Origin of the sequence: Shouchella sp. JSM 1781072 (assembly GCF_041949915.1) — a bacterium.
Taxonomy (GTDB): Bacteria; Bacillota; Bacilli; order Bacillales; family Bacillaceae_D; genus Shouchella.
Genome location: NZ_JBHFQE010000003.1, coordinates 723,377 through 750,353, shown reverse-complemented (window position 1 = coordinate 750,353; position 26,977 = coordinate 723,377). Strand labels below are relative to the sequence as shown.

Below are 26,977 nucleotides of genomic sequence, written 5' to 3'. Positions count from 1 at the left end.
AAAATTATTCGTTTCCCAGTTGCTTATCGACGTCTTTCGATGGATTCAGTACAAAAACCTAAGTAAAGTAGGGGAAGTGATTCAAGGGGGTCAAGTTAAATGTATGCATGTGCAAGAGAAGATATGAAACAAAAATTAATGAGGAGGCATTAGAATGAAAAAAAGATGGTTTTTATTCGTTTTAGCACTTATTGTATTTTTTCCGTTTCAATCAAGTTTTGCAAATCAAGGGGTAAAAGATGTGGGGAAAGGCAGTTATTCTTTACAATATCCGCCGATTGATTTTGATTCCATTGGTGATCCTGGTTATGCAGATCAACAAAAGGAGCCACCGGAAACAATTTTCCGAACCTCTAATGTAGATGGGCCAATGCCCACCAATAGGTGGTGGAGCTCATTAGCTGTTGATCCATACGCCAACAATCATTATGCGCATCCTTTTAGTGTGAGGCAAAATGAAAAAGGGCTAAACGTATTTTATGATGCTCCTCATAATGTTGTCGTTCACGAAAACAGTGAGGCTGGTACATGGCATATTGTTGGTGCCATTTCAACGGATTTTACAATTGGCCATTCCAATGAAAATAACTTTAATGACGCGAAAGTCGATGATTACGGTGACTGGCATGTGCGATCCTTAGCGGAAAACGATTCATCGTCCTTAGCGCTTACATATGGTGTCGGCATTCCTTATATATATGCAGAATATACAGGTGGACATGCTGTCATTAATTTTCCGCAAAACCCTCAAATATGGGCAGAACAAGGGCATGTGATTGGTTTTTCCACACATGATAACAAGCATTACGCTGCGTTTGCTCCTGAAGGGTCAAACTGGACGTTAAACGGGCAAACATGGGAAAATCCCTCAGAATTTATTAGTGTAGCCAAATTGCCAGATACACGTGCAGAGACGTTAGCACTTTTCGGTGAACATGCGTATTCAGTCGTGCGTGAAACGCGAGCGGATTATGAAGTGAATCACGAAACCAATGATGTTATAACAACATATTCAGCGGAAACAGAAGAGATCAGTGGTGAGTCAGGGAATGGTACCCTGTTTGCCTTATACCCGCACCAATATCGTCATTTATCAGCTGGGAACGTCATTGAAGGAATGGATCTTTTTACGATTCGAGGCGATATGAAGCTTGTGCAAGGTGAGCAGTTTGAAACGAACCTTACCTATACAGGTGTGCTCCCTAGCTTACCTAATGCAGGGGTTGATGCAGAACGTCTAAGCGGATACTTACATGAAGCGCAAGATGACTATCCAACAGGGCAAGATACGTACGAACTTGGAAAATACTTAGGCAAACTCTCGAATTTAGCGCCGATTGCCGATCAGCTAGGTGAACAGGCATTGGGTGATGACTTTAGAGCGGAACTGCAACAACATCTTGAAGATTGGCTGCAGGCGACGGACGAAAGCAACGCCATAAAAGGAGAAAATCTTTTTTACTATAATCAAAACTGGGGCACCTTACTTGGCTATCATGCGGCACATGGGTCAGCTGTCAGGATCAATGATCATCATTTTCACTATGGGTATTTTGTTAAAGCTGCGGCAGAGGTAGCGAGGGTAAATCCAGATTGGGCGCAGAATGATGAATGGGGTGGAATGGTTAATGAACTCATTCGAGACTTCGCTGCCGGTCGAGATGACCCGATGTATCCATATTTACGAATGTTTGATCCATACTCGGGGCATTCATGGGCAGATGGACTAGCCACATTTGATTCAGGGAACAATCAAGAGTCCTCTTCAGAAGCCATGCATGCGTGGACAAATTTAATTTTGTGGGCAGAAGCGACCGATGATCAAGAACTGTTAGATCGAGCGATTTATTTATATACAACAGAGATGAGCGCCATAAACGAGTATTTTTTTGATGTACACGATGAGATTCATCCTCCAGAATACGAACCTGAAATAGTGACGATTAACTGGGGCGGAAAAATGGATCATGCGACGTGGTGGAATTCAGGAGCAGTAGAGAAGTATGCGATCAACTGGCTCCCGATACATGGAGGAGCCCTCTATTTAGGGCATCATCCTGACTATGTAGAGAATGCCTATCAAGCATTGAAAGAAACAAATGGATCAGAGGAATGGAATTGGTGGTCCAATATGGTCTGGAGCTACCGCGCATTAACCGATCCAGGCGATGCGCAGACGCAAATGGAGCAAAGGATTGACGATTATACGGAGTTCGACCCAGGAGACGAAACCATTATTGAACGTGGAAGTACAAAAGCCCAGACGTATCAATGGATTACAAGTCTAGCATCGCTCGGACAAGTGAATCCTGACATTACGGCAAATATTCCAACGTACGCTGTGTTTGATCAAAACGGTGAGAGCGTCTACGTTGCCTACAATTATGACAGTGACCCTCGCTCAATCATGTTTTCAGATGGACACGAGGCGACTGTGGAAGGGAATAGTTATTACGTTAGTCAAGGTGGGAACGGACCGCCACCGACAACCCCTCCAGAAGAACCGGAGCAACCTGGTGATGACGGGAAAGTAATCGAGCGAGATGATTTTACCGTAACGGTTGATGAAAACGAGGCGGATCGGGTCCTTACGTTTACACCAAATACGCCTGCGCGATATGTAGATCTACATTATCGCTTAGATGATGGAAGTCAAGAAAATGTGCGGATGCAACAAGAAGAGGGCAGGTGGTTCTTAATGATCCCAGACGTGGAAAATAAGTCTCTTTCCTTCCGCTTCACGTATGAGAAAAATGGACCACAATACGAAACGGAATGGTTTAGTTATCCGTGATGTGTTGAGGAAAGCTTCTACTTTTAAGGTAGAGGCTTTTTTTTCTCGTGAAACATTTTCATTATTAATTGAGTTGTTTGAATTTTTACATTAATATAGAGGGAAGCATTATAAAAGGGTGGGTAAGATGAGCAATATAAACAAGTTATTTACAAATACGCTAGTAAATGAAAATGGGCAATTAAATGAATGGAGTATTGGCTGGTCTGCTAAAGATGATCTTATTAGCAACATTAGTGGTCGTTTTCTCAGAAAGAAAATGTGGAACTACTGGTGCGTAACGAGTAGCGAACTACTATTTTCAGCAACCATTTCTCATATCGATTATGCAGCGGTTCTTTTTGTCTATATCTTTGACCGTCACACACATGATTTTCATGAGGAGACGCTACTAATCCCTTTTGGCAAAGGTGTTCACATGCCACAACGTGTAAGGGAAACGATTACGTATTCAAGTCGTAACATGACGCTTGCCTTTATTGAATCTACGGAGAAGACGAGGATTGAGGTAACCTGTCCGTCATTTGGTGCAAAAGGTTCTTTAAAAGCTACCATCGTGATTGAACGTGATCTAGATATGGAATCATTAAACGTAGTGATTCCATGGAGTAGTCGGCACTTTCAATTTACATCAAAGCAACCTGCTCTGCAGGCAACAGGTGACATTCTATGGGCAGAGCAACGGTATACATTGGCTCAAGGCGATGGGTTTGCGTGTCTAGATTTTGGAAGAGGGGTTTGGAAATATCGTTCAAAATGGAATTGGGGTTCCGCATCAGGAATGGTAAATAAAAAGCAAGTTGGCATTAATTTAGGTGGGCAATGGACGGACGGTACAGGTCAGAATGAAAATGGTGTCATCGTTGATGGAAGGTTATATAAAATCGATGATGATGTTGAGTGGTTCTATGATCGGACTGATTATCTGAAGAAATGGGAGATCAAAGCTGCGCACGTTGATCTCACGTTTGAACCAATTTTTGAACGAAAGGCAGAAACCAATGCGTTCATCATTCAATCTTCTGTTCATCAGCTGTTTGGCTATTATTCAGGAGAAATTTTACTTGGAACGGGTGAAATCATACGGTTAGAGCGTTTATTTGGTTGGGCAGAAGACCACGTGGCAAAGTGGTGACAGTGAGGGGGATGGACAAAGGTGACTAAACAACAGAAAGAACAAGTTGAATATTGGTTAGCGAATGCCGAATACAATCGCGCTTATGAAGAACTTCACAGTTGGTTAAAAGAAAATCCCGACGATGCCGATCTTAACTATTTGCTTGCATCGACTTGTGATTCACAGGGCAAAGAAAAAGAAGCATACCCTTACTATGAAAAAGCGATAAAATTGGGATTAGCTGATGAAGATTTAAAAGGAGCTTATTTAGGTCTTGGTAGTACATACCGGACGTTGGGCATGTATGAAGAGTCAAAAGCGACGTTTGAAGCAGGTTTGGCTAAATTTCCAACACATTATGCGTTAAAAGTGTTTTATGCAATGACGCTTTATAATCTTAAGGAATATGAGCAAGCGATGGCGTTGCTATTAACGTGTTTAACGGAAACGACAAAGGATGAAGAGATTTTAGCATACCAAAAAGCAATTTCGTTTTACTCAGGTCGCTTGAATGACGTGTGGGATTAAACAAAATGATTAGGGCCGTTCTGTTCATTCAATTCGATTGATCAAAAGAAAAAAAGCAAGCGTTGCGAGAACATGAATTAAAGATAGACGCGATTCCTTTTGTTTAAGAGACGCAATTAGTAAACATAAGTAACACTCGTTTTTGGAAAAGACGGGTGTTTTTTTTGCATTGATAATAAAATAATCTAAAAATAATATTGACAATGATAATCATTATCAATATTATAGCAGGTAGTACATATAGTGAGGGGAACAACGATATGAAACGGATGATGATGCTTTCTACAGTTGGTTTAGCGATGTTGGCTGCATGTTCAAATGGGACGGATGAGTCAGCTAATCATGAAGTGGAGGAGGAACAAGAGCCGATATCAGTAACGGATAAACTAGGAAATGAAGTCACGGTTCCAGCAAATCCACAACGTATTATTGCTTCTTATCTAGAGGACCCTCTCGTTACACTTGGGGTAACCCCAATACGTCAATGGTCAGTTGCAAGTAGATCCAGCACGCAAGATTACTTAGAAGACCATTTAGAGGGCGTTGAACCAATTGATTCTACGTTGCCATTGGAGGCAATCATGGAGGCGGAGCCTGACTTTATTTTTGCATCAGGTGAAGATTCTTTGGCTGGTGGAAGCTATGATCAATACAATAAAATTGCTCCTACGTACGTCATAGATGGGGAAACAAAAGATGATTGGCGCGCAACGTTATCGCTTATGGGAGAAGTTCTTCAAAAAGAAGACGAGGCAAATCGTGCGATTGATGAGTACGATGCACATGTTGAAGATGTAAAAGCACAGCTCCAAGACGAAATTGGGGATAGTAAAGTAGCTGCGCTATGGGTGATTGGTGGTAAGTATTACGTTGTTGCACCTGATGTGGCAAGCGGTGCGGTGTTATTTGAAGATCTCGAATTGACGCCTGCCAATTTGATTGATGAGTTGCCAGAAGACGTGGGTGCCCATTGGAATCCTGTTTCGCTAGAAGCGATTGCAGAGCTTGATGCAGAGTATTTGTTTTTAATTGACAGTGACCCAGAAACGATCGAAAAATTAGAATCAGAGTCAGTGTGGTCAACGATTCCTGCAGTAGAGCAAGGGAATCTTTATAATCGTGATGGCAGCAGTAGCTGGCTCTACAACGGTTATCAAGCAAATATGCAAACCATTGATTCTGTATATAACGCCATTATTGAAGGCGAGTAGAAAGTGAGAGTAGGTGGAGTACCTACTCTTTTTTTGTGTGCAAATTAAAGATGAAAAATGTCGATAATCTGATGAAAAGATAGAGATTCGGGTATAGTAAGGAGTGCTTCATCACGGGGTAAAGGAATTTTTTGAGAGGAAGGCGATAGAGGTGAGATGGTCGAGTAAGCCGATATTAATCGCTGCACCAATCTTATGGGTTGCGGCAACTGTTTTGTTGTTGCTGTTTTCACCTGATTTAGATCGATTAGTTAGTGAAAAAGGGCAGATCGAGATTCCGGATCATTATCCGACGGAACGCTATGAAGCGTTAATTCAAGAAGATGGAGGGTTTCAAGGACAGCAAGTAATTGTTGCCTATTACGAAGAGGATGGATTAACAGAGGATCAGTACAATCAAATTGAAGAAGTCGTTCATGATATCGAAGAAGATGCAGGCGATATTCCTTTACATAATGTAGTATCCCCGTTTGATGGGGAGCAGCAAGAAAATCAGCTTTTAAGTGACGATGAAGAGCTGGTATTAGTGTTACTCGAGCTCGATATAGAAGATGAAGAATATAGCGAGTATCGAGCAGCGATTGACGAAAAAATGCAAATTGATGAGCTCACTCATTACCAAACAGGAGCGCCGGTCATCAATGAGGATATGGACCAGAGCATTCAAGACGGGTTAGCTGTCTCTCAATGGATTACGATTGCACTTGTTTTTGTCGTCTTACTTATTGTGTTTCGTTCCCCTCTAGCGCCAATTTTTCCGTTATTATTACTAGGAACTGCCTACGTATTTTCCATATCGGCGGTATCAATACTCGTCGAATGGTTTGATTTTCCGATTTCGTCTTATACGCAAATTTTTATTATGGCGGTCGTATTTGGTGTCGGGACGGACTATTGTATTTTACTAATGAGACGATTTCAAGAGGAACTCATTTCTCAAAATGATTCAAAAGAAGCGATGCTTGTTACGTTTAAAGCGTCGTCAAAAACGGTGTTATACGGTGCCATCACAGGTTTTATTGGTTTTGCGACTATTATATTTGCGGAGTTTAATATTTTCCAGTCGGCGGTGGGGGTGTCGGTTGGCGTTCTGGTTCTTGTGCTAGGAATTTGGGCACTGTTGCCAAGTATTATGGCTGGGCTAGGTCAAAAAATGTTTTGGCCAAGTAAGCCAAAAGATGATGGGGAAAACAATTGGCTCTGGCGGAAGATGGGGCGTTTCTCTATCTATCGGCCTGGCTATGCTCTTTTGTTAGTTTTTCTCATCGTAACGCCACTCATGCTCTACTACGATAATGATGTTTCGTTTAACAACGTAGAAGAGATTGATGAAAGTTACGATTCGATTTATGCGTATGATTTAATTGCAGATAAATTCGGTGAGGGTGAAATCTTTTTTACGACACTTGCTGTTGAAACACCTGAAGAGACATGGGCGAACCCGAACTCCCTGCCGTACTTAGAATTAATGGCTTTGAACTTGGAAAAAATTGAAGAGGTTGATCAGGTTCGAACGGTGACAAGACCGGAAGGGGAAAGGACCGATCTATTCACAGTTCCCGAACAAGCCGATCAGCTAGCGGACATGATTCGTGAAGCGATTAATGGATTAGATGAAGTGATGGAAGGTCACGACGATTTAATACAAGGCGTTGAGGAAGCGGATCGTGAACTCGATCAAGTTGGACAAGGAATTACTGACTTGCAGAGCGGTGTTGGTGATGCACAAGATGGTGCAGCGGCCCTCCAATCTGGATTAGCTGAATTAGGAACAGAATTATCAGAGGCTCAAACTGCCGTTTTAACTGTTTCAAATGAGATAACGACTTATCAGGAACAAGTGCAAGGGTTAGCAAATGAATTTCCGGATATGCAAGAGATTGAAACAGCTTTAAATGAAGCCGAAGAGCTAAGAACATCCCTTTTGCAATCCATTGATGAGCGGCAACAGCAATTGGCAGAACTACAAACGATTGTTGCCGGATTGGCGTTTGACCCAAATGTCTTTGACGTTGGGTTGAGGGGGCAGCTAGATTCATGGGAGCAAACCGTAAACGAGTTACGGGATCAAGCAGAGGCAGAGGCTGGAGATACGGAGATTCCAGGCTTGCTGCAGCAGTTGGAGGAAAGTTTACAAACTGGTCAAGGGCAACTGCAAGAAGCAATTACGTTTGTAACCAACGTAGAAGAGACGCGGGCTGCCATTGAAGGTGAATTGGCAAGCGCGGTTGCAGAACTGACCGAATTACGGCAATTGCTCACATTTGATACGCCTCTTAATCAAATTGACGTTCCTTCTCCTGATGGAATTGCGAATGAGATTAACGAAGAACTTGGTGCGATTCAAACACAGACAAATGAGCTTGCAGCTGGCTTAGGAGAAGCTGTGACGGCAATCAGCACGTTAGGAGAAGGAGCCGACGAAATTGGTTCTGGATTAGGTGAAGTTCAGGCAGGATTGAGTGATTTAGCAGCAGGCATGGACAGCTTTGAAGATGCACTGAATGAATTTTCCTCAGGCATTCGTGAAGCGCAGGATGGTGTAGATGACGTTCGGAATGGTCTAACCGATTTAGAATCGTTTACCGATCAAATTGCGAATCAACCTGCACATCCGCTCGAAGGGATTTTTATTTCAGAAGATATGCTGCAAGAGGAAGAGTTTGATCAACTGTGGGAGCATTATGCAACGCCAGATAATAAGGTGGTTTCACTGATTGAAGTGACGCTGCATGTTGATCCGTACCAGCAAGAAGCGATTAATGCAGTAAATGAGATTGAAGACGTCGCGAAGTTTTCATTAAAAGACACACCGTTTGAGGATGCTACTGTACTGGTAAGTGGGATCTCAGCACAAAACCGAGACCTACAAGATATTACGAATCAAGATTTTCTTATAACGGCTTCCATTATGCTTGTGGGGATTTTTATTGCGCTTGTTGTTTTATTCCGCTCGCTTATTATGCCTCTTTATGTATTGTTTTCACTTGTTGCCACGTACTTTAGTGCAGCAGCGATAACAGAATTTATATTTACGGGCATATTGGATTATCAAGGACTGATGTGGCCGGTACCGTTCTTTGGTTTCGTACTCTTAATGGCACTCGGTGTTGATTACTCCATTTTTCTTTTAACCCGTTTTGATGAGGAGTTAAAGGAAGGGCACGGATTTAAAGTTGCCATGCATGAAGGAATGAAGAAAATTGGTGGAACCGTTCTATCAGCAGCGCTTATTTTAGGCGGAACGTTTGCGTCAATGCTCGCTTCAGGCGTGTTGACACTTATGCAAGTAAGTACGCTCGTTGTCATTGGCTTATTGTTTTATTGCGTCATCCTGCTTCCTTTATTTGTTCCGGCGATTGGTTCGGCGATCGGCAGTAAAAATTGGTGGCCATTTAAAAACAAAGTAGAAAATCAAAAGCGAGAAGAGCAATAGTATGTAAAAGAAAGCCCTCCAAAGTAGACGCGTAAAAGTGAAAACGTTGGGGGGTCTTTTATGTAAACAATTCCCTCCTATTTGTCAGAGTGATCTCTTTCCAATGTTATACTGACCGCTTATAATGGAGGAATCAAACCTTTCCACACAGGAGCTGTTGTAATGTGACGGAGCTTATTTGGATAATTGGGATCGTCTTGTTGCTGTTGCTTATTTACAATGCAGCAATTCATCCTCGTGTCATGAAGGCGCGGCGCTTAAAGCGTATTGAAAAAAAGTTAGTAGAAAATGATGCGTATAAGGATCTACTTATCGCAACGTGTAAAGCAATTGAAAAAGAACTACGTCGTGCAGACGATGCTGTAGATGAAATAAAGCGACACTATAATTTAATGGGAACAAAAACGAATCTTAGCCTAGAGCAAAAGAGTATTGTCATTGCGTTCGTACAGGACGATGAACAACTTACTTACTCAAATGGCAACTGGTCCTATATGGATCAAGACGAGAATCATTTTGATATTCCGTTCAACCATTATGATGCAGATTTTTACCATCAAGCATCAGATGTTTTTCGTTTACTGCCTTTATGGTGTCAAGCTGCAAATACGCACTACTTCCTTCCAGAAGATGAAGCGAACGTGAAGCGAGAACAAATTGAAGCGAAACTGTTTAGAGAGATTCGAATTTTTATTGATACATTGGCGTCTAAGTATGAGCCAAACCCTTTATTAAACGTCAATTCTTACCAAGAGAGGAACAGTGTGTAGCTGTTCCTGTTTTCATTGGTCTTGTTCAATTTGAATGGTCGCATGCTTAATTTGTAAGTGATGATGTACATATTCGTTTGCTTCTTGAAGGACTTGTTCGAAGGTTGTTTCGCTAGTTGACTCGATGACGATATGTGCTGTTAAACAGTCCATCCCAGATGTGATCGTCCAAATATGAAGGCTATGAACATCTTTCACACCAGATATGGCGGTTAAATTTGCTTTTACGTCATCGATATCAATGCGCTGTGGCGTTCCTTCCATTAAGACGTGAAGCGTATCTTTTAAAAGTCGAACAGCAGAGATCGAAATCATAACGGCAATGAGAATACTTAAAACGGGGTCCGCAGTGTACCAGCCTGTTAAGAGGATAATCACCCCTGCAAGAACGGCTGCGACGGAACCTAATGTATCGCTAAGTACATGTAAATACGCGCCCCGCATGTTTAAATTGTCTTTCACATCCCCACGCATAAGCACGAACATCGCCCCAAGATTTGCAAGTAAGCCAATAAAAGCGAGGACAATCATTCCTCCACCCATGACTTCCTGTGGTTCAACAAAACGTCCGATCGCTTCACGAACGATAAAGAAGGCAATCACCAATAGCATCACGCTGTTTAATAAGGAAGAGAGCACTTCATACCGATGATTTCCAAATGTTCGCGTTTTTGTTGCAGCACGTGCAGCGAGGGTGATGGCAAGAAAACTAATAAACAGATTAGCGAAATCATTAAACATGTGAACGGCATCGGCTAAAAGCGCTAAACTACCGGTCCATAAACCTCCAATAAATTGAATGAACATCCAGCTTCCGATAATAATCATTGCGAAAACTAAATTCTTTTTGTTTGCTTGCCCGGTTGAATGGTGGTGATGATTATGCCCATGGTGGTGTCCCATTGTTGTTCCCTCCTTAATGTATATATGATCAATTATTCATATATTAAACAAACAACGTCACACAGCTTTTAGTCGTGTGTAGCGTGTTCAATCGTTTTTTCTAAAATATCTAAGACATGTTCGTCTTGCGGCGAGTAGTATATCGTGGTTCCAGCACGTCTTGATTTTACTAGTCGAAGGTTTTTAAGGAATCTTAATTGATGAGATACGGTTGATTGTCCAAGCTCTAAATGTTCAACAATTTCGCCAACAGAGCATTCTTTATTCGCTAATAAATGAAGAATTCGGATCCGGGTAGGATCACTTAATGCTTTAAAACTCTGTGAAACGATAAAAAGTGTTTCTTGATCTAAGTCATATCTCGGTTCAGACATTGTTTTTTCCATCCTTATATGAGTATATGTTCATGTTAGCATTATAAATATGATTTTTCAATCGTGTTCTGAATAAAAATGATATATTCATAAGATTCTAAATAAAGTATAGTGAAAGAAAGACTATTGAATCACTAAGCAGAGCGTTAGGCTAATCTTTTCTGTCCTTCTTTGACATGATAGACTAGAGAAATCGTGTAATAAGGGAGATGGGCAGAACGATGACTGAAAAAAAGAGGTATGGACGAAGATTAGGAAGCGCGACGTTTATTGGCCTTGCATTAGGGCTGTCGTTTGGTTTATTTACAGGTTCTCTTGTGTTGTATGTGGGCGCAGGCTTACTATTAGGTTTAGTTGTTGATTGGAATCGTAAACAAGGAAGGTAACGGATCTGATCAATGCGAGGAGGTGCGCTGGTGCAAGTGAAAATTGGATTAATTGTGTTAATGAGCATCGTCTATATCTTGCTGATGAGTGACCAGTCGAATCAAATTGTAAGCGTTGTCTTTAAAATTGTTCCAATGCTTCTTATTGTTCATTTAGCTTTAAGCAGCGTTCGTACACACAAAGCCAACTTGTGGATCCTAGCTGGTCTTATCGTTTGTACGGTTGCAGATGCTGCCATTGCGTTTTCGTTCTTAGCTGGTTTAGTCATTTTTCTCGTCGGACATCTTTTATATATTCCAGGTTTTTATAAAGCAATGTTAAAAAAGAATCGAAAAAAACGGGTTGTTCTTCCTTATGCCCTATACGGATTCTTAGCGGGTTCCATCCTTATTCATTCAATGCTTCAGTCCGGTGAGGGAGCTTTGGTTGTACCCGTTCTTTTTTACATTCTTGTTATTACGTGTATGGGTATTGTCGCTTGCTGGACAAGGAATCGTTTCGCCTTTTTTGGAAGCGTATTGTTTATTGTTTCTGATACAATCTTGGCGTGGAATCTTTTTGTAAATGCTGTACCTCATTCTACTGTCTGGATTATGACAACGTATTATAGTGCACAGCTGTTTATTGCCTTGAGCATGAAGCGTTTACCATAGAGAAATGAGAGGTGAACAAGGTGCGAAATTTATCGTTAACGCACACCTATCCAAAGAAAGTGATGAATAAAGGAAGTGGTTTTTTAACGGGCTATTCACATACATTAAACCCTTATACCGGATGCTCTTTCGCTTGTTCTTATTGTTATGTACGTGAGATGCCTGTTCAGCGTTTTCGAAATAAGGATTGGGGATCATGGGTCGATATAAAAACGGATATCGCCATGCGGGTAAAAAAAGAAATTCAAAATGGGAAGAAGCATGGACCTGTGACGATTTTTATGGCATCAAGTACCGATCCTTACCAACCGATTGAACATCGTGAACGTATAACACGATCAATTCTTGAAGTGATGGTAGAAGAACCGCCAGATTTTTTACTTGTTCAAACACGAAGCGCTCTTGTGACGCGAGATATTGATTTACTGAAAAAACTAGGAAACCGTGTCAGGGTGAGTATGACGATCGAAACCGATCGTGATGAGATCAGAAGACATTTTGCTCCTCAAGCACCGCCAATTCAAGGGCGAATAAAGGCATTAAAGCGGCTAAGTGAAGAAGGAATCCCAACCCAAGTAGCCGTGGCTCCATTATTACCAAGTTCAAGGTCATTCCCTGAACAATTATCAGATGTGGTGGATCGTGTCTGCATCGATGATTTTTTTATGGGGGATGGATCTGGAGGAAAACGGACGGAAAGGTTAAACATTCAAAATTTGTTTTTTGATATTCAAATGGAGCGGTGGTATCAAAAAGATACCATTGACAAAGTGTACAACCGTTTTTTACAGCATTTTTCGAAGGAGCAGCTTTATCTGAGTCAAGATGGATTTCTACCGTAAGTTAAGGGGGAAAAGGGATGCATGCAGTGGAGCGCAAGTTGAGTAACGGCTGGGTTGAGTATGAATTAGAAAATGATCATGGAATGCGGTTTCGTTTTTTAAACTTTGGTGGAATTGTCATAGAAATCGTCGTACCTGATAAAGAGGGGATACGAGAAAACGTTGTTCTAGGTTTAGAGGATGTAGAAGAGTATAAGGAAAATAAAGCATACTTTGGTGCGCTAATTGGTCCTGTTGCTGGGAGAGTGAAAGGGGCAACATTTCAAAAAGGACGAGATGTGTATCGATTCCAGGCAAATGACGGCGAGCATTTGTTGCATAGTGGATCAGAAGGTTTTCACAAGCAGTTGTTTGACGTGACACTTTTTGAGCATGAAGACCGGGTAGGTGCGCAGCTTTCATTAAAGTCGCAACAGAAGAGCCTTTTTCCTGGAGATATCTCGCCTCTCATTACTTATATCGTAACAAACGAGAATGAGTGGATCATTGACTATCATGCAACAGTAAGCGAAATGACACCTCTTGCGATGACGAACCATACGTATTTTAATTTAGCTGGGAGCGGCAACGAATCCATCCATACTCATATAATGAAAATGAAGAGCGACTGTTATCTTGAGTTAGATCACGCGTTAATCCCTACCGGACATATTTGTTCTGTGGAAGAGCAGCCTGCTTTTGATTTTCGAAAGGGGAAGCGAATTGGAGAGGGACTGGCTGCTTTACATAGGCAGTTAAAGATTGCAGGAGGCTATGATCATTTCTTTTTACTAAATGAAAATCGAAGCGAGGCTGTAAGCGTATGGGATCAGCGCTCGGGACGAGTTATGAAAATGACTACGACCCAGCCTGGCGTTGTATTTTACACAGGCAATGGGTTGGATGGGCGCTTGGCTCTAAACAATCGAAAAACTGCGATCAAACATGGAGGATTTTGCTTGGAAACCCAGGGTCACCCTGCTGCGCTTCACGTCAAAGGGTTCCCTTCAATCTGGGTAAAGCCAGACGAGCACTATAACCATCAAACGCGTTATCAATTTACAACTGAATAAAGGGATGATTGAAGTGGTTATTAGCATACTTTTATGTAGTCTACCAACGGTTTTTCTAATTTTCCTCGTCTTTCGTTTGGTTCAGTCCAACTTAATAATTAAAATAGGCTTATCCATATTGATATGCATACCGGGTGTGGGAATGGGCGTACATTTTAGCGGCATGGCGCTAAACAATATGGCGCTTCTACTATTAAGTTTTTTCATTCCTTGGCTATTTTTATTTGTCGGTGCAAGTTTAATAGGCATTGGCGCACTATTTTTCCATCAAAAAACAAAGTGAGCGTGGGGCTCACTTTCACGCTCTTTGGTAAATAATTTCCCCAGTGCCTTCCACATTATAGCCACCTAAGCGAGAGAGCTCATTTTTAAAAGCACTAGAATTTAGGATGGAGAGGCATGTTTCAATAATTGGTTCGGTACGCTCATTTCGCAGAATGACGAGGTCGTACGATTCTTCAATTAAAGGAATAAACGTTGTGCCAGTGGTTTGTGCGGCTTTTTCAATACCTACTCCAACGTCTGCCTGTTTTTCCTTCACTAAACTCGCTACGCCTAAATGAGTAGATTCTTCGTGATTGTACCCTTTTATACGTGAATGGTTGATCTGGTGTAAAGATAACTGCTCATCTAAAAGCACCCTAGCGCCAGACCCTTTCTCTCGGTTGACCATTGTTAGACCAGCTTGGCCAAGGTCGCGCCAACTGGTTAAATCTTTTGGATTGCCATCTTGAACATAAAATCCAGCTTGTCGTTTCACCACATGAATCATAATATAAGACCGGCCTGTTAATAAACGTTTCACATAAGGAAGATTATACGTTTGGGACTCTCCGTCAAAAAGGTGAAGACTGACGATATCACACTCACCTTTGTACATGGAAACAAGACTATTTAAACTTCCTTGATAGGAGCGCAATGTGCGATAGTGTGATTCTTGGTCAAAATAGCGACTCAGAATATCTAAACAGATGTCTTGTCCACTAATAATAAGTTGGTCATGTTGTCGGCTCGCTTGTTTAGTTTGGCTGTCGCTAAGGGGAGAATCTATTTGCTTTTGCTTGTTTTTATAAGCTTCAAGATCAGCATGATCAATCCGCATTTGCTTGCCTACCCGATAAGATGGAAGCTTCCCTTTCTTAATTAAATCATAGACGGTCAGCTTTGAAACTTTTAAGTGTTTCGCTATTTCCTCTGTTGTATAAGATATTTCGCTCATAAGACTACCCTCACAATCCCTTTCTATTAGTTTAACAGCATTTTGAAAAAACAACAGGTTGAATGAATTCCATCAATCAAGACATTTACTTTTGATTTAATTATAACTAAATAAATTTACATATAACTAGATATAACTTATACTACATGAAAACGCATAGAAAAGAGGCTACTGGATGAAAAAGGGAGTGCTACTTTTACTAGCAGGAGTAGGTTTTGCTGGTTGTTCGCAGGGCTCAGAACAGAATGATGAAGTCATGGTGATGGCTGCAGCTAGTCTTAATGATGCGATGGATGAATTAATTGAAACGTATGAACAAGAACATGATGTGGCGATAACGGTGAACTATGGGTCATCCGGTCAATTAAGGCAGCAAATTACTCAAGGTGCGCCAGCAGATCTGTTTTTATCAGCTTCTGTAAGTGATATGGATGAAGTAGAAGAGCAAGAGGGATTGGAAGCATCAACAACTTTGTTGGAAAACAAGCTTGTTTTGATCACGGCTCCTGAGATTTCTACCGAAGTTACCGATTGGGATGACCTTCTAACTTCAGACTATCAAGGAATGGCAATCGGTGAAACAGACACAGTCCCCGCTGGTCGCTATGCAAAACAAACGCTTGATTCATTAGACTTTTTTAACGAAATAGAGGACAAGCTTATTTATGGAAAAGATGTACGACAAGTACTTACATATGTGGAGACAGGGAATGCGGATGTCGGGATTGTGTATCAGACAGATGCGCTGATTGCAGGGGATGCAATTGAGATTGTAGCCGAGGCTCCTACAAATAGTCATGATCCGATTTACTATCCGATCGGACAGCTGAGCGAGAATGATGCTGCGAGCGCATTTTATCATTGGCTTCAAGAAGATGCGGCACGGACCGTTTTTGAATCTTACGGATTTCAAGCAGGTTCTTAAGTGATTGATTCAAGCTTTTGGACGCCGATTTTTGTTTCCTTACAGGTCGTAAGTGTCGCAAGTGTACTCGCTTTTTTACTCGCTTTATGTGCCGCTTGGTTTTTAAAAAAACGAACGTTCAAAGGAAAAGTGGTTGTTGAGACCCTTTTAATTTTGCCACTTGTGTTACCACCTACGGTTATTGGTTTTGGTTTGTTAGTTGTATTCGGTAGGCGTAGCGTAATCGGACAATGGTATGAGCAATTATTTAATCAACCAATTGTATTTACTTTGGTGGCAGCGATTATAGCCGCAACAGTTGTTGCCTTTCCTTTAATTTATCAGATGCTGATGAATGGATTTGAAGCGGTAGAAGATGATCTTGAAGATGCGGCACGCCAGATGGGAGCAAGTGAGTGGGCTGTGTTTCGTTATGTTAGCTTGCCGTTAGCATGGCGTTCTCTCGTCTCCGGTTTCACTCTTGGTTTTGCCCGTGCTTTAGGAGAATTTGGTGCAACGCTCATGTTTGCTGGCAGTATTGTAGGCGTCACACAAACCATCCCCATCAGTATTTATCTAGCTGTTGAAACTGGAAATACTATAATGGCAACGTATTGGGTACTTTCGATTGTACTATTTTCTTTTGTTCTTCTTGCAACCGTTCAACGATTGAAACGGTAAGATGCTCTATCATTAGGCGCAATCAAAAGCAGATTGCGCCTCTTCTCGTTCTATCGATTTCTACCTGTAACCATTCCCCACATATCGCGACGATGATTGCGATTCTGAGGGTCAACACGGCAGTTCATCAACCACTGCGCATGACGATCTCTTTGCTGAGGTGACACAGGAACACCTAAACACTGGGAAAGCTCATCAATCATAGAGCAACATTTACCATAGTGATTTAAGTCTTGGCGGCGTTTGCAGCAAAGGATTTTACAGACATTGTGAAAATGTCTTGGGTTTTTCATCTTCGAACGAAACGTATTCATTAATTGCGGATCAATTGTACTCATTGGATCTCCTTTCAAAACAAATTAGTCGGTTTAACACGGTTGTGTTCTTATACCTTATGTTTGAAAAGGTGAGTTGGACAGGGCTAGTTCCTTGATTCCTTCGCCTTTGTTTTCACGTATTTTTGTTTATAGCGATTGATGGCGACAAGTGGCCATAAAAGTGGGTAGCTATGATAATGAATATAAAATTGCCCAGGTAATCCGCCGCCAGTTGGATACGTTGTGCGGATGTTTGTTGTACAAACCCAATCTAATAATTTATCAAGGGCATCTTCCATTTGTTTAGTTGGTCGTTCATAAAGCGAGATTAATGCGTCTAACACCCAAGCTGTATGGACGACCGTGGAAAATTGTAACGGAATAAATCGTTGTGCCACATCACTTTTACAAGACTCTCCCCAACCACCGTCTAAAAGTTGAATATTTTCTAGCCAGCGCCGAGCTCGTTGTAAGCTATTTGTATCAATGGGTGTTCCTACTGCGCGTAAACCTGTAACGGCAGCCCAGGTTCCATAAATATAGGAAACGCCCCATCTTCCTTGCCAGCTTCCGTCTTTTTGTTGATTGTTTTCTAACCACTCAACAGCCCGCTTTATAGCAGGGTGCTTGACTGTAAGGTGACCATAGTTCCCAAGACTTTCAAGGGTTCTCCCTGTCACATCAGCGGCAGATGGATCATTGATGGTGTCCGTCGCATTTTGTAGAGGCAGTAACAATGTAGCACCACTATTCTTTTCAAAAGCTGCCCAGCCCCCGTCTCGATTTTGTCGCTCTAATAACCATAAAAAGCCAGAACGCCAGGCGCTGTTCGTATGATTATCGTCTAAGGATGCAGACAGGAATCGTAAGCTAGCTTGGGTATCGTCAACGTCGGGATTTGTTGAATTGCTAGCAGAAAACCCCCAGCCCCCGGAGGCATGTTGATTTGCTAAAACATACTGAGTAGCGGCATTGGTTTGTTCGGTATACGTTGTTGAATCTGCTTGGTGAATAGCTGCAGCGATTAAAGCCGTATCCCAGATAGCGGATGGTGAATTTTGAATATGGCTTTCTTTGTTGTTTTCATGCAAGTAAGCGTGGGCCTGTAAGCCAGCCAATGCTTGGGTCAAGATAGGTGAGTGTTTTTTATAGCCTAATGCGAGTAAGGCATACATCATTAAAAACGTTGCACTTGAGTAGCTGTGAAGCGTGCCATCGTTTTCAATATGCTTTAATAGATAGGCTTCAGCCTTTTGGAAGGTTCGCATGGTTTGTTTTGAGAGGGTGCGTCGATGCTGTTTACGTAGCTGCAAATGCTTGGACGTTTTGTACAAATGTTGAATAAGACGATTATGCTTTCTTTTTACATGAAAGCGCGTGTGACCTAATATAAGAAGAGATGCGAAATGGGTTTTAACATAAGAACTATATCGATAAAAGCTAAAAGGAAGCCATCTTGGCAAGCCGAGTAAAAAAAGGGGAAGTGGAAAAAACGTCGGCCACGGATATAAATGGTGTAGCGCAAGCATGGTCTTTGTAGCAATATGTGCGTTTTCAACGCCACCATGTAGTAAAATAAAGGCTTCAGCTGCTTGCATAGTCGGATCGCTTTTTTTGGCAAACCCTGACACGTAAAGAGCAACATACGCCTCAATCGTAGAAGAGAGATGACCAGCATCATCTTCGTAAAGCTTCCAGTAACCTTCTTTCGCCTGAGTTCGGTGAAGCCGATGTGCTATTTTATGTTGTAAATTGTGAGCACAATCAAAGTGAGCTAAAAGCAAAAGCATATATGCGTCCGTCATTGTTCCTGATTCAAAGCAGAGCAAGTACGATCCATCCTGTTGTTGATGGCTCAATAGCTGGTCGATTATTTCTGATTGCTTTTGAGTCAACCGCGTCATCAGGTTCATAGGAGTACCTCCAAACATTAACAAATTGAAGCGTAAAAAAGAGCTTCTTGCACATCCTATGTAAGAGGACAAAAGTCGGAAAGGTGCTCTACCCAAGTAGAGCAAAAAAAGGAGTTTATCATGTTATATCTTATTTTCATCCTTCTTGCAGCAGTAACCGTCTTTGCTGCAGTAAAGCTATCTACATATGCAGATACGATCCAGTTACGAACAGGAATGACGGGCTTTTTTACAGGTGCCGTCTTGATTGCAGGAGCGACTTCTCTGCCAGAAGTGACAACAAACATTACGGCTGGTGTAATAGGTAGCCCTGATTTAGCTGTAGGAAATGTTATCGGAAGCAATCTATTTAACTTACTCGTACTTGCATTAGGGGATTTATGGTTTCGAAAAAAACGAATGTACACGCATGTATCACAAAAAAATGTCATGCCAGGAACGCTTAGCTTAATTTTGACCCTAATTGTTGCGGTTTCTCTACTAACGCAGTTCTCTGTCTCTCTATTTAGTGTTGGTCTTGATTTGATGCTTGTGGTTGCCGTTTATTTTGGTGGCTTGTACTATTTAAATCGTCGGAATATGCTTCCAGATGAACCACCAGCTGCTAAGGATGTATCCATGTCACTAAAAGGAGCGATTACTCGTTTTGTGATTGCAGCCCTCATTATTTTAGCTGCAGGTTCTTATTTAACCATTATCGGGGATCAAATTGCGATTGAGAGTGGGCTAGGTCAGTCATTTGTTGGGTCATTACTTCTTGCAGGAGCAACGTCTTTACCAGAAGTATCTGTCATTTATTTAGCATTAAAACGTGATCAATTTAGCGCCGCTGTAGGTGTCATTATTGGAAGCAATATGTTTAATTTAAATCTACTTGCTCTAGCAGACGTTTTTTATCGTCAAGATGCTTTGTTATTGAGCGCAAGTACGAGTAATTGGATTACGTTAATTGGTTTACTGGTGCTAACAACAGTTGTATTGCTTGGTATTTGGAGAAATGAGAAGTTAGGTCGTTTGTTTTGGCTACCGTCAATTATTATTGTCATTGGTTACTTCATTTCAATGATTACACTTTACATGTACGGTTAAGCATAGTTCACAAGCTCTTCCTCTTTAGGCGCTTTGTCTGAAGATGGTAGAGCTTTTGTTATGCTTAATGCAGATAAGACAGCGCCAACCGCTTGTATCCAACTGCCGACAGAGTTCACAAGTTCTTCATGGTCATCAACGATAAAATCCGATATAGCTGCGTAAGCTTGGATGGCGTTGCCAACAATCTGCAAAAAGTCACCAATGACTGCATAAAGTGCAGCCGTACTAACATCTTCCATTAGGTCTTCATTAAACGTAACGGCTCCACCAGTGGCTTGAAAGAGGTTCCCTTTTATAATGAGGTTTTGCTCGACAGTTTCATCTAATGGAAGTGCAAGTGCCCCTACAATGATTGTATTTCCTGCGGCTTGAACCGCGTTGCCGACCTGATTCATTGAGCCGGTTTCACTTGTATCCGCCATTAAGCCATTTCCTGTTGCTTGTAGGGCGTTTCCATACAAACCAAGATGATTCACTTGTTCTGGAGTTAACCGTGCTGATGGGGTATCGGCAACCGCTGCTACAATGGTACCGATCGCTTGAGTCCATGACCCAAATAATTCCTTTTCAATATCTGACATGGTCTCACTCCCGTCATCTAGGCTTATAACTAACGTATTCATAAATATGGGAGGTGTACGCCTAGATTTGTATGTAACGAAAATTGAGAAATAGAGCAGCGTTCCAATAGAAAAGATAGCGAAATCCTGTTAGACTAAAATGAAAGCGCTTTTATTTTTTCTTACGATTAAGGAGGTCTCGTACATGAATAAAGTCATTGATTCTTTAGAAGCTGTTATGAACCAGATTCAAGATGGGCAAACACTGGTTGTAGGTGGATTTGGTTTGTGTGGCATTCCTGAACATTTAATTGCAGCAGTAAAAAGCAAAGGGGTTAAAGAGTTAACGGTCGTCAGCAACAATTGTGGGGTAGACGATTTTGGATTAGGATTATTGCTTGAAGATAAGCAGATTAAGAAAATGGTTTCGTCTTATGTAGGGGAAAATAAGCAATTTGAACAACAATTTTTAAAGGAAGAGCTTGAAGTTGAACTTGTGCCTCAAGGGACACTGGCTGAGCGGTTGCGTGCAGGTGGTGCAGGTATTCCAGCATTTTACACGGCAACAGGAGTTGATACGCCGGTTGCAGAAGGTAAAGAAGAAAAAACGTTCGATGGGAAACGATACATGATGGAACGGGGCATTGTGGGAGATGTGGCATTGGTCAAGGCATGGAAAGCAGATCCGTTTGGCAACCTCGTTTTTAGAAAAACATCACGTAATTTTAACCCATTAGTTGCAACAGCGGGAAAAGTGACGATTGTTGAAGTCGAAGAACTTGTCGGTATAGGGGAACTGGATCCAGATGACATTCATCTCCCAGGTGTTTACGTGCAGCATGTGTTCGTTGGTGATACCTACGAAAAACGAATTGAGCGACGTACAGTACGAACTGAGGAGGGGGCATAAAAATGAAGGATACAAGAAAACGTATTTTAGAGCGAGCTGTAAAAGAAGTTCAAGATGGTATGTGTGTGAATCTTGGAATTGGGATGCCAACATTAATTGCGAATTTAATTCCAGAAGACGTCAATGTCATGCTCCAGTCTGAAAATGGTTTGCTTGGAATTGGACGGTATCCGAACGAGGAGGAAGTAGATCCGGACTTAATTAATGCTGGAAAAGAAACCGTGACAGCGAAAAAAGGTGCGTCTTATTTTGATAGCGCTGAATCGTTTGCGATGATTCGTGGTGGCCACATTGATTTAGCGATCTTAGGAGGCATGGAAGTCTCTGAAACAGGCGATCTCGCGAACTGGATGATCCCTGGAAAAATGGTGAAAGGGATGGGCGGGGCGATGGACCTTGTTCAAGGCGCGAAGAAGACGGTTGTGATTATGGATCATACGAATAAATACGGTGAGTCAAAAGTAAAGAAAACGTGTGAACTGCCACTAACCGGGAAGAGCGTTGTGGATTTATTAATTACAGATTTAGCGATCTTTGAATTTAACAACGGCAAGATGACCTTGTTGGAATTGCAAGAGGGCGTGACGCTTGATGAGGTGAAGAATGCAACAGAAGCATCGTTTCAAATGGGGATCGGCGTTTAATACCATACATGAACTGTCTTAAAGATCGTTGCTATAACGATTTAAGGCAGTTTTTTCTTTGCAATGAGGTCGTTCAATCTTTGTCTGTTTGCAATTCCTTGTAAATCCAATTAAGCTTAAGCACAGATAAACGGGTGAGGAAAAGGGTGAAAACGGATGACCGCAATCTTATTAATTGAAGATGATCAAGCACTTTTTGCTGAAATAAAACAACAATTAAAGCAGTGGGATTATCGTGTCTATGGGATTGATGATTGGAATCAAGTAATGGAGACATATACGAAGGTGGAACCTGACCTCGTTTTAATCGATATTCAACTCCCGAAATATGATGGGTTTCACTGGTGTCGTATGATTCGGACCTATTCAACAATCCCGATCTTATTCTTATCTTCAAGAGAACATCCAATGGATCAAGTGATGTCAATGCAGCTTGGGGCAGATGATTATATACAAAAACCATTTCATTTCGACGTTTTAATTGCCAAAATTCAAGCAACATTACGACGCGTCTATAACTATAATAGCGAACAAAAACATGCCTTTCTTATGTGGCATGGAGCAACGATAAATGTTGAAAATAACACTGTTTCTACTGAAGAAAGCAAGATTGAGTTAACGAAGAATGAAATGTTTATTCTTAAGCATTTAGTTTCAAAGAAAAACCAAATCGTTTCGCGAGACGATCTCATCCGTGAACTTTGGGACGATAAGCGTTTTGTTAGCGACAATACATTAACTGTAAACGTTAACCGACTACGTAAACAGCTAGGAGCATTAGGTTTAGGGAGCTACATTGAAACGAAAGTCGGACAAGGATACGTAGCGACCGAAGGAGAAGCGTGATGAAAAGACGGTTTATGAAAGAAAGGGGGGCGTGGATTGCCTTCATCTTCTTTCTGCATGGATTTATTTTGTTTATTGCAGCTATCGATCAAAGTTTAGATGTTGAGCAAATTGGCTATCCATTATTGCTTTCATCCATTTTATTCATCATCTTTATTGTGTTTCGCTATTATAAAGAATCACGATTTTACCAGCAGTTAGAACAGTACGATCAACATGAACAACTCTCCGATTTACCAGATGGTCAATCCCCCTTTGAAACGATGGTAGAAACCGCCTTTGAAGAACAACGAAACCATCTTTTTCAAAAATACATGACTCACCGTCAACAAGTAGACAACGATAAAGATGAAATGATGGCGTGGATTCATGAAGTCAAGACACCATTAACAACAATGGGGCTAATCATTGATCGGCTTGAAGAAAAAGAGGCGAATACAGCTCTTCATCTTGAATGGCTACGCATTCACCTCTTATTGGATCAACAACTTTATCAAAAGCGTATGGATTTTATTGAAAATGATCTTTATTTGGACAAAGTAGAGCTCGAGTCGGTGTTTCATCAAGAAATTCGTACGTTTCAGCAGTGGTGCATGCAAAAAGGGATTGGAATTGAGCTTGAGCTGAAAGAACCTTTTGTATACAGCGATGCGAAATGGCTGGCTTTTCTCATTAGGCAAATCCTTTCCAATGCGGTGAAGTATAGTTATTATGGAGACATTTCCATTTCATCTCAATCCCACAACGGACAAATTGAGCTAGTGGTAAAAGATGAAGGCAAGGGAATTGCGGAGCAGGATCTATCACGTATTTTTGAAAAAGGATTTACCTCGACAACGTTCCACCATGAGCAGGCTGCAAGTGGGATGGGCCTTTATCTTGCAAAGAAAGTGGCAGATGGACTTGCGATTCAATTGACGGTTCAATCAACACTTGGAAAAGGAACGACGGTAACAATGTTGTTCCCCCGAAAAAATCAATTCACGTCGCTCACAAGCATGTGACAAGAGTGTCACATGCTTTCGCATATTGTTCGCTCTTTCGAAGGACTCTATTTGCAGATCCTCCTATACTGAAGTTACAGAAAGACAGGGATAAAAGAGGAGTGTTAACGTGGAAATTCTACATGCAAATAAGTTATCTAAAAGCTACGGGAATAAGTGGAATAAACAAGAAGTACTAAAGAAGATCGACCTGCGCATTTACGAAGGTGAATTTGTCAGTATTATGGGTGCATCAGGTTCTGGAAAGACGACGTTGCTCAACGTATTGTCGACAATCGATCGGGCAAGTGGCGGATCGATTTTAGCCAACGGAATGGAACTTACAGGGATGAAGGAAAAACATCTAGCTGAGTTCCGAAAAAAAGAATTAGGCTTTATTTTTCAAGAATACAACTTGCTCGATTCTTTAACTGTAAAGGAAAATATTATTTTACCTTTAACGGTTCAGAAGGTGAGTAAGAAGGAAGCCTCAAGCCGATTTGAGACAATTGCAAAACAGCTTGGAATTGAAGAGCTGGCAAATAAATATCCAAATGAATTATCAGGCGGACAAAAACAGCGAACATCTGCAGCGAGAGCTTTTATCCATGAACCGAGCATAATATTTGCTGATGAACCGACTGGCGCACTTGATTCAAAAGCAGCCTCTAGCTTGTTGGAAAAGTTAAGTCAGCTCAATGAACAGCGCAAGGCAACCATTATGATGGTCACCCATGACCCGGCTGCAGCAAGTTATGGATCAAGTGTCGTGTTCATTAAAGACGGTGAAATTTTTACGAGATTAACAAAAGGTGGGCAATCAAAAAAGGCATTTTTTAAAGATATTATGCAAACGCAAGCAGTGTTAGGCGGGGTTCATGATGAGTAATGCACTAGCCCTTAAGAATTTAAAAAAACACGCAGGCACTTACGCGATGTACTTCTTCTCCATTAGTTTTAGTGTGGCGCTTTATTTTGCGTTTGTCACATTGCGGTATGCGCCGGCAATGGAAGCCGTTGAAGATACGATGCGTGGTACAGCTGGTATTGGCATAGCTTCTGTACTGTTATTTTTCATCATTGCTTTTTTCCTTCTTTATGCAAATAACCTGATGATGAAGCGCCGAAGTCAGGAGTTAGGGCTTTTGCAATTAATTGGGATGACAAAGCAGCGTATTTTCCGTCTCGTACAGCTAGAGATTCTGTACCTTTACCTTATTGCTCTTGTCGTAGGCATTACAGCTGGGTTTTTGTTATCAAAGTTAGTGACGATGATATTATTAAACATCATCGGTGTAGAAGAAGTGGTTTCGCTTCATTTTTCTGGTACAGCTTTTCTCCAGACGTTGCTGGTGTTTATAGGAATCTACTTGTTTGTAATGCTGACGAATGCCTTTTTCCTAAAACGTCGTACCATACTGCAGCTGTTTCATTTTCGAAAGCGTACTGAAATTGTAGTAAAGAAGTTAAGTGTCTGGGAAGTGATTATTGGCATCTTAGGCATTCTTCTTATTGGAAGTGGTTATTACGTTTCAACGATTCTTTTTAGTGAGGCCATTGCAAGTACTGCAGGAACATTATTTTTAGGCATGGGCTACACGCTAGGTGCCGTTATTTTAGGAACGTATCTATCTTATCGAGGTTCCGTTTCCTTCTTGGCAAAACTTGCCCGTAAAAAACAAGCAGGGTATATGTCTGTCACAAAAGTCTTGTCTCTCTCGTCAATTATGTTTCGGATGAAATCAAGTGCGATGTTGTTAACGATTATTACAACAGTTTCTGCACTAGCAATTGGTTTACTATCGTTGAGCTATATTTCCTACTATTCCGCAAGCGAGAATGCTCAATTTAATGCGCCAAATCATTTTGGTTTTATAGATGAGCAAGATCGAACGGACCTTATCCATTTTCTAGATGGAGAACAAATCGCGTATGAGTTAAAAGAAACCGAAGTAAAAGAAATTTATGCCGATGTAGACGATCTTTTTGTTCAAGAGAATGATTCTTTTTTTGTTGATACGGAAGCGATGCTCCTCCCTATGATAAGTGACAAGGACGTAGAAGGAGTCTCTGTACAAGCTGGGGATGTATTTTTTACACCGATGGCGCCGGTCTTAGAAGTTGTCATGGAGCTTAATGATAGCGGCACGGTCTCCATTCATACGCCTGAAGATCAAATTGATTTGACGTTTATTGGGGAAGGCGAAGAGCCAGTAGTCAACTATATCTTAACAGTCGGTGGGTTACCTGCACTAATTGTGGCAGATGAGGTGTATCAACATGTGGACTCGGAAGAAGCGCCACGAACTGAATACGCCGTAAATATTGCGGATCTATCTGAATTGGAAGAAGCAAACAATTGGTTTATGGACAACACCCATTCATTTAACGAGTTGGCTATATCTCAGCTAGAAAGCGAGCAATCTCAAAAACAACAAATGGGGCTAACCATGTTTATCGTAGGGTTTCTTGGTTTTGCGTTTTTATTTACGTCAGGCTGTATCCTTTATATTAAACAAATGGATGAAAGTGAAGCGGATCAACCAGACTATACCATTTTACGAAAAATTGGATTCACGAAAAAAGATTTGCTCAAAGGGCTAAAAGTGCGCCAACTTTACAACTTCGGCATTCCGTTATTAATCGGTTTATTGCATAGTTATTTTGCCGTACGTTCGGGATGGTTTATGTTTGGAAACGAAATGCACATTCCGATGCTCATCGTTATGATTGTGTACACTGCGCTCTATTCTGTGTTTGCCATTCTTTCTGTTGCACATTCAAAGAAAATCATTGATCAATCATTGTAAGCCGAGAAGACAAGGGTGACGCCCTTGTCTT

26 protein-coding genes are annotated in these 26,977 nt (G+C 41.4%); 20 read left to right on the top strand and 6 right to left on the bottom strand.

Annotation, left to right across the window (positions count from 1 at the left end; genetic code table 11):
• The first annotated feature begins 154 nt into the window (after positions 1-154).
• From ACE1TH_RS17735 to ACE1TH_RS17710, 6 genes are all read left to right on the top strand, one after another.
• Positions 155-2,794: a glycosyl hydrolase gene (locus ACE1TH_RS17735; protein WP_375079647.1), complete on the top strand. Its 2,640-nt coding sequence runs from the start codon at positions 155-157 to the stop codon at positions 2,792-2,794.
• Positions 2,795-2,921: 127 nt separating this feature from the next.
• Positions 2,922-3,929: a DUF2804 domain-containing protein gene (locus ACE1TH_RS17730; protein ID WP_375079646.1), complete on the top strand. Its 1,008-nt coding sequence runs from the start codon at positions 2,922-2,924 to the stop codon at positions 3,927-3,929.
• A gap of 21 nt (positions 3,930-3,950) precedes the next feature.
• Positions 3,951-4,439 (top strand): tetratricopeptide repeat protein, encoded by a 489-nt coding sequence (locus ACE1TH_RS17725; protein WP_375079645.1) that lies wholly within the window; start codon positions 3,951-3,953, stop codon positions 4,437-4,439.
• A gap of 260 nt (positions 4,440-4,699) precedes the next feature.
• Positions 4,700-5,650, top strand: a complete 951-nt coding sequence (locus tag ACE1TH_RS17720; protein WP_375079644.1) for an ABC transporter substrate-binding protein — start codon at positions 4,700-4,702, stop codon at positions 5,648-5,650.
• 151 nt (positions 5,651-5,801) lie between these two features.
• On the top strand, positions 5,802-9,086 hold the full coding sequence (locus tag ACE1TH_RS17715; RefSeq protein ID WP_375079643.1) for an MMPL family transporter: 3,285 nt from the start codon (positions 5,802-5,804) through the stop codon (positions 9,084-9,086).
• A 164-nt stretch (positions 9,087-9,250) separates the two neighbouring features.
• Positions 9,251-9,856, top strand: a complete 606-nt coding sequence (locus ACE1TH_RS17710; RefSeq protein WP_099304763.1) for a hypothetical protein — start codon at positions 9,251-9,253, stop codon at positions 9,854-9,856.
• Positions 9,857-9,868: 12 nt separating this feature from the next.
• Here ACE1TH_RS17710 and ACE1TH_RS17705 read toward each other — a convergent pair whose 3' ends face one another.
• Entirely contained in the window at positions 9,869-10,759 is an 891-nt protein-coding gene (locus tag ACE1TH_RS17705) for a cation diffusion facilitator family transporter (protein WP_099304761.1), read from the bottom strand.
• Between the two features lie 68 nt (positions 10,760-10,827).
• The gene (locus ACE1TH_RS17700) at positions 10,828-11,133 is read right to left on the bottom strand and encodes an ArsR/SmtB family transcription factor (RefSeq protein WP_176554456.1); all 306 of its coding nucleotides are present in this window, start codon (positions 11,131-11,133) and stop codon (positions 10,828-10,830) included.
• A 221-nt stretch (positions 11,134-11,354) separates the two neighbouring features.
• On the opposite strand from ACE1TH_RS17700, the gene ACE1TH_RS17695 reads away from it, so the two are divergent.
• The 5 genes from ACE1TH_RS17695 (at position 11,355) to ACE1TH_RS17675 (ending at position 14,350) form a co-directional block, all read left to right on the top strand.
• The gene (locus tag ACE1TH_RS17695) at positions 11,355-11,519 is read left to right on the top strand and encodes a hypothetical protein (protein ID WP_176554455.1); all 165 of its coding nucleotides are present in this window, start codon (positions 11,355-11,357) and stop codon (positions 11,517-11,519) included.
• A 30-nt stretch (positions 11,520-11,549) separates the two neighbouring features.
• Positions 11,550-12,173, top strand: a complete 624-nt coding sequence (locus ACE1TH_RS17690) for a lysoplasmalogenase (protein WP_176554454.1) — start codon at positions 11,550-11,552, stop codon at positions 12,171-12,173.
• 62 nt (positions 12,174-12,235) lie between these two features.
• Positions 12,236-13,015, top strand: coding sequence for an SPL family radical SAM protein (locus ACE1TH_RS17685; RefSeq protein ID WP_099304924.1), 780 nt, complete (start codon positions 12,236-12,238; stop codon positions 13,013-13,015).
• A gap of 17 nt (positions 13,016-13,032) precedes the next feature.
• Entirely contained in the window at positions 13,033-14,067 is a 1,035-nt protein-coding gene (locus tag ACE1TH_RS17680) for an aldose epimerase family protein (protein WP_099304755.1), read from the top strand.
• A gap of 142 nt (positions 14,068-14,209) precedes the next feature.
• Positions 14,210-14,350 carry a hypothetical protein gene (locus ACE1TH_RS17675; RefSeq protein WP_176554453.1) on the top strand — a complete coding sequence of 47 codons (141 nt, stop codon included), beginning with the start codon at positions 14,210-14,212 and terminating at the stop codon, positions 14,348-14,350.
• A 15-nt stretch (positions 14,351-14,365) separates the two neighbouring features.
• Here ACE1TH_RS17675 and ACE1TH_RS17670 read toward each other — a convergent pair whose 3' ends face one another.
• Positions 14,366-15,286 (bottom strand): substrate-binding domain-containing protein, encoded by a 921-nt coding sequence (locus tag ACE1TH_RS17670; protein ID WP_375079642.1) that lies wholly within the window; start codon positions 15,284-15,286, stop codon positions 14,366-14,368.
• Between the two features lie 175 nt (positions 15,287-15,461).
• Between ACE1TH_RS17670 and modA the strand changes: the two genes are divergently transcribed.
• The gene (gene modA / locus ACE1TH_RS17665; protein WP_375079641.1) at positions 15,462-16,211 is read left to right on the top strand and encodes a molybdate ABC transporter substrate-binding protein; all 750 of its coding nucleotides are present in this window, start codon (positions 15,462-15,464) and stop codon (positions 16,209-16,211) included.
• A complete protein-coding gene (gene modB, locus ACE1TH_RS17660; protein ID WP_099304749.1) occupies positions 16,212-16,871 on the top strand; it encodes a molybdate ABC transporter permease subunit in 660 nt (219 codons plus the stop codon).
• A gap of 50 nt (positions 16,872-16,921) precedes the next feature.
• Here the strand turns inward: modB and ACE1TH_RS17655 are convergent, their stop codons facing one another.
• Positions 16,922-17,209 (bottom strand): hypothetical protein, encoded by a 288-nt coding sequence (locus ACE1TH_RS17655; protein WP_375079640.1) that lies wholly within the window; start codon positions 17,207-17,209, stop codon positions 16,922-16,924.
• 83 nt (positions 17,210-17,292) lie between these two features.
• Positions 17,293-19,101, bottom strand: coding sequence for a prenyltransferase/squalene oxidase repeat-containing protein (locus ACE1TH_RS17650; RefSeq protein WP_375079639.1), 1,809 nt, complete (start codon positions 19,099-19,101; stop codon positions 17,293-17,295).
• 120 nt (positions 19,102-19,221) lie between these two features.
• Between ACE1TH_RS17650 and ACE1TH_RS17645 the strand changes: the two genes are divergently transcribed.
• On the top strand, positions 19,222-20,190 hold the full coding sequence (locus tag ACE1TH_RS17645; protein ID WP_375079638.1) for a sodium:calcium antiporter: 969 nt from the start codon (positions 19,222-19,224) through the stop codon (positions 20,188-20,190).
• Here ACE1TH_RS17645 and ACE1TH_RS17640 read toward each other — a convergent pair.
• On the bottom strand, positions 20,187-20,774 hold the full coding sequence (locus ACE1TH_RS17640) for a DUF6944 family repetitive protein (RefSeq protein ID WP_375079637.1): 588 nt from the start codon (positions 20,772-20,774) through the stop codon (positions 20,187-20,189). The genes ACE1TH_RS17645 and ACE1TH_RS17640 overlap by 4 nt on opposite strands.
• A 184-nt stretch (positions 20,775-20,958) precedes the next feature.
• On the opposite strand from ACE1TH_RS17640, the gene ACE1TH_RS17635 reads away from it, so the two are divergent.
• From ACE1TH_RS17635 to ACE1TH_RS17610, 6 genes are all read left to right on the top strand, one after another.
• Positions 20,959-21,663: a CoA transferase subunit A gene (locus tag ACE1TH_RS17635; protein WP_375079636.1), complete on the top strand. Its 705-nt coding sequence runs from the start codon at positions 20,959-20,961 to the stop codon at positions 21,661-21,663.
• Positions 21,664-21,665: 2 nt separating this feature from the next.
• Complete coding sequence (locus tag ACE1TH_RS17630) at positions 21,666-22,307, top strand: 3-oxoacid CoA-transferase subunit B (RefSeq protein ID WP_375079635.1); 642 nt, start codon at positions 21,666-21,668, stop codon at positions 22,305-22,307.
• 156 nt (positions 22,308-22,463) lie between these two features.
• Positions 22,464-23,153 (top strand): response regulator transcription factor, encoded by a 690-nt coding sequence (locus ACE1TH_RS17625; protein WP_375079634.1) that lies wholly within the window; start codon positions 22,464-22,466, stop codon positions 23,151-23,153.
• A complete protein-coding gene (locus tag ACE1TH_RS17620; RefSeq protein WP_375079633.1) occupies positions 23,153-24,157 on the top strand; it encodes a sensor histidine kinase in 1,005 nt (334 codons plus the stop codon). The genes ACE1TH_RS17625 and ACE1TH_RS17620 overlap by 1 nt, the downstream gene beginning before the upstream one ends.
• A 109-nt stretch (positions 24,158-24,266) precedes the next feature.
• Entirely contained in the window at positions 24,267-25,025 is a 759-nt protein-coding gene (locus tag ACE1TH_RS17615; protein ID WP_375079632.1) for an ABC transporter ATP-binding protein, read from the top strand.
• A complete protein-coding gene (locus ACE1TH_RS17610) occupies positions 25,015-26,946 on the top strand; it encodes an FtsX-like permease family protein (protein ID WP_375079631.1) in 1,932 nt (643 codons plus the stop codon). Before ACE1TH_RS17615 ends, ACE1TH_RS17610 begins: the two co-directional genes overlap by 11 nt.
• The last annotated feature ends 31 nt before the right edge of the window (positions 26,947-26,977 follow it).

Coding starts and splice junctions, on each gene's coding strand:
- ACE1TH_RS17680 (WP_099304755.1), top strand. CDS start 13,033: ATGCATGCAGTGGAGCGCAAGTTGAGTAACGGCTGGGTTGAGTATGAA.
- ACE1TH_RS17645 (WP_375079638.1), top strand. CDS start 19,222: ATGTTATATCTTATTTTCATCCTTCTTGCAGCAGTAACCGTCTTTGCT.
- ACE1TH_RS17625 (WP_375079634.1), top strand. CDS start 22,464: ATGACCGCAATCTTATTAATTGAAGATGATCAAGCACTTTTTGCTGAA.
- ACE1TH_RS17685 (WP_099304924.1), top strand. CDS start 12,236: ATGAATAAAGGAAGTGGTTTTTTAACGGGCTATTCACATACATTAAAC.
- ACE1TH_RS17650 (WP_375079639.1), bottom strand. CDS start 19,101: ATGAACCTGATGACGCGGTTGACTCAAAAGCAATCAGAAATAATCGAC.
- ACE1TH_RS17705 (WP_099304761.1), bottom strand. CDS start 10,759: ATGGGACACCACCATGGGCATAATCATCACCACCATTCAACCGGGCAA.
- ACE1TH_RS17720 (WP_375079644.1), top strand. CDS start 4,700: ATGAAACGGATGATGATGCTTTCTACAGTTGGTTTAGCGATGTTGGCT.
- ACE1TH_RS17610 (WP_375079631.1), top strand. CDS start 25,015: ATGATGAGTAATGCACTAGCCCTTAAGAATTTAAAAAAACACGCAGGC.
- ACE1TH_RS17635 (WP_375079636.1), top strand. CDS start 20,959: ATGAATAAAGTCATTGATTCTTTAGAAGCTGTTATGAACCAGATTCAA.
- ACE1TH_RS17695 (WP_176554455.1), top strand. CDS start 11,355: ATGACTGAAAAAAAGAGGTATGGACGAAGATTAGGAAGCGCGACGTTT.
- modA (WP_375079641.1), top strand. CDS start 15,462: ATGAAAAAGGGAGTGCTACTTTTACTAGCAGGAGTAGGTTTTGCTGGT.
- ACE1TH_RS17670 (WP_375079642.1), bottom strand. CDS start 15,286: ATGAGCGAAATATCTTATACAACAGAGGAAATAGCGAAACACTTAAAA.
- ACE1TH_RS17655 (WP_375079640.1), bottom strand. CDS start 17,209: ATGAGTACAATTGATCCGCAATTAATGAATACGTTTCGTTCGAAGATG.
- ACE1TH_RS17630 (WP_375079635.1), top strand. CDS start 21,666: ATGAAGGATACAAGAAAACGTATTTTAGAGCGAGCTGTAAAAGAAGTT.
- ACE1TH_RS17700 (WP_176554456.1), bottom strand. CDS start 11,133: ATGTCTGAACCGAGATATGACTTAGATCAAGAAACACTTTTTATCGTT.
- ACE1TH_RS17620 (WP_375079633.1), top strand. CDS start 23,153: ATGAAAAGACGGTTTATGAAAGAAAGGGGGGCGTGGATTGCCTTCATC.
- ACE1TH_RS17730 (WP_375079646.1), top strand. CDS start 2,922: ATGAGCAATATAAACAAGTTATTTACAAATACGCTAGTAAATGAAAAT.
- ACE1TH_RS17735 (WP_375079647.1), top strand. CDS start 155: ATGAAAAAAAGATGGTTTTTATTCGTTTTAGCACTTATTGTATTTTTT.
- ACE1TH_RS17675 (WP_176554453.1), top strand. CDS start 14,210: ATGGGCGTACATTTTAGCGGCATGGCGCTAAACAATATGGCGCTTCTA.
- ACE1TH_RS17640 (WP_375079637.1), bottom strand. CDS start 20,774: ATGTCAGATATTGAAAAGGAATTATTTGGGTCATGGACTCAAGCGATC.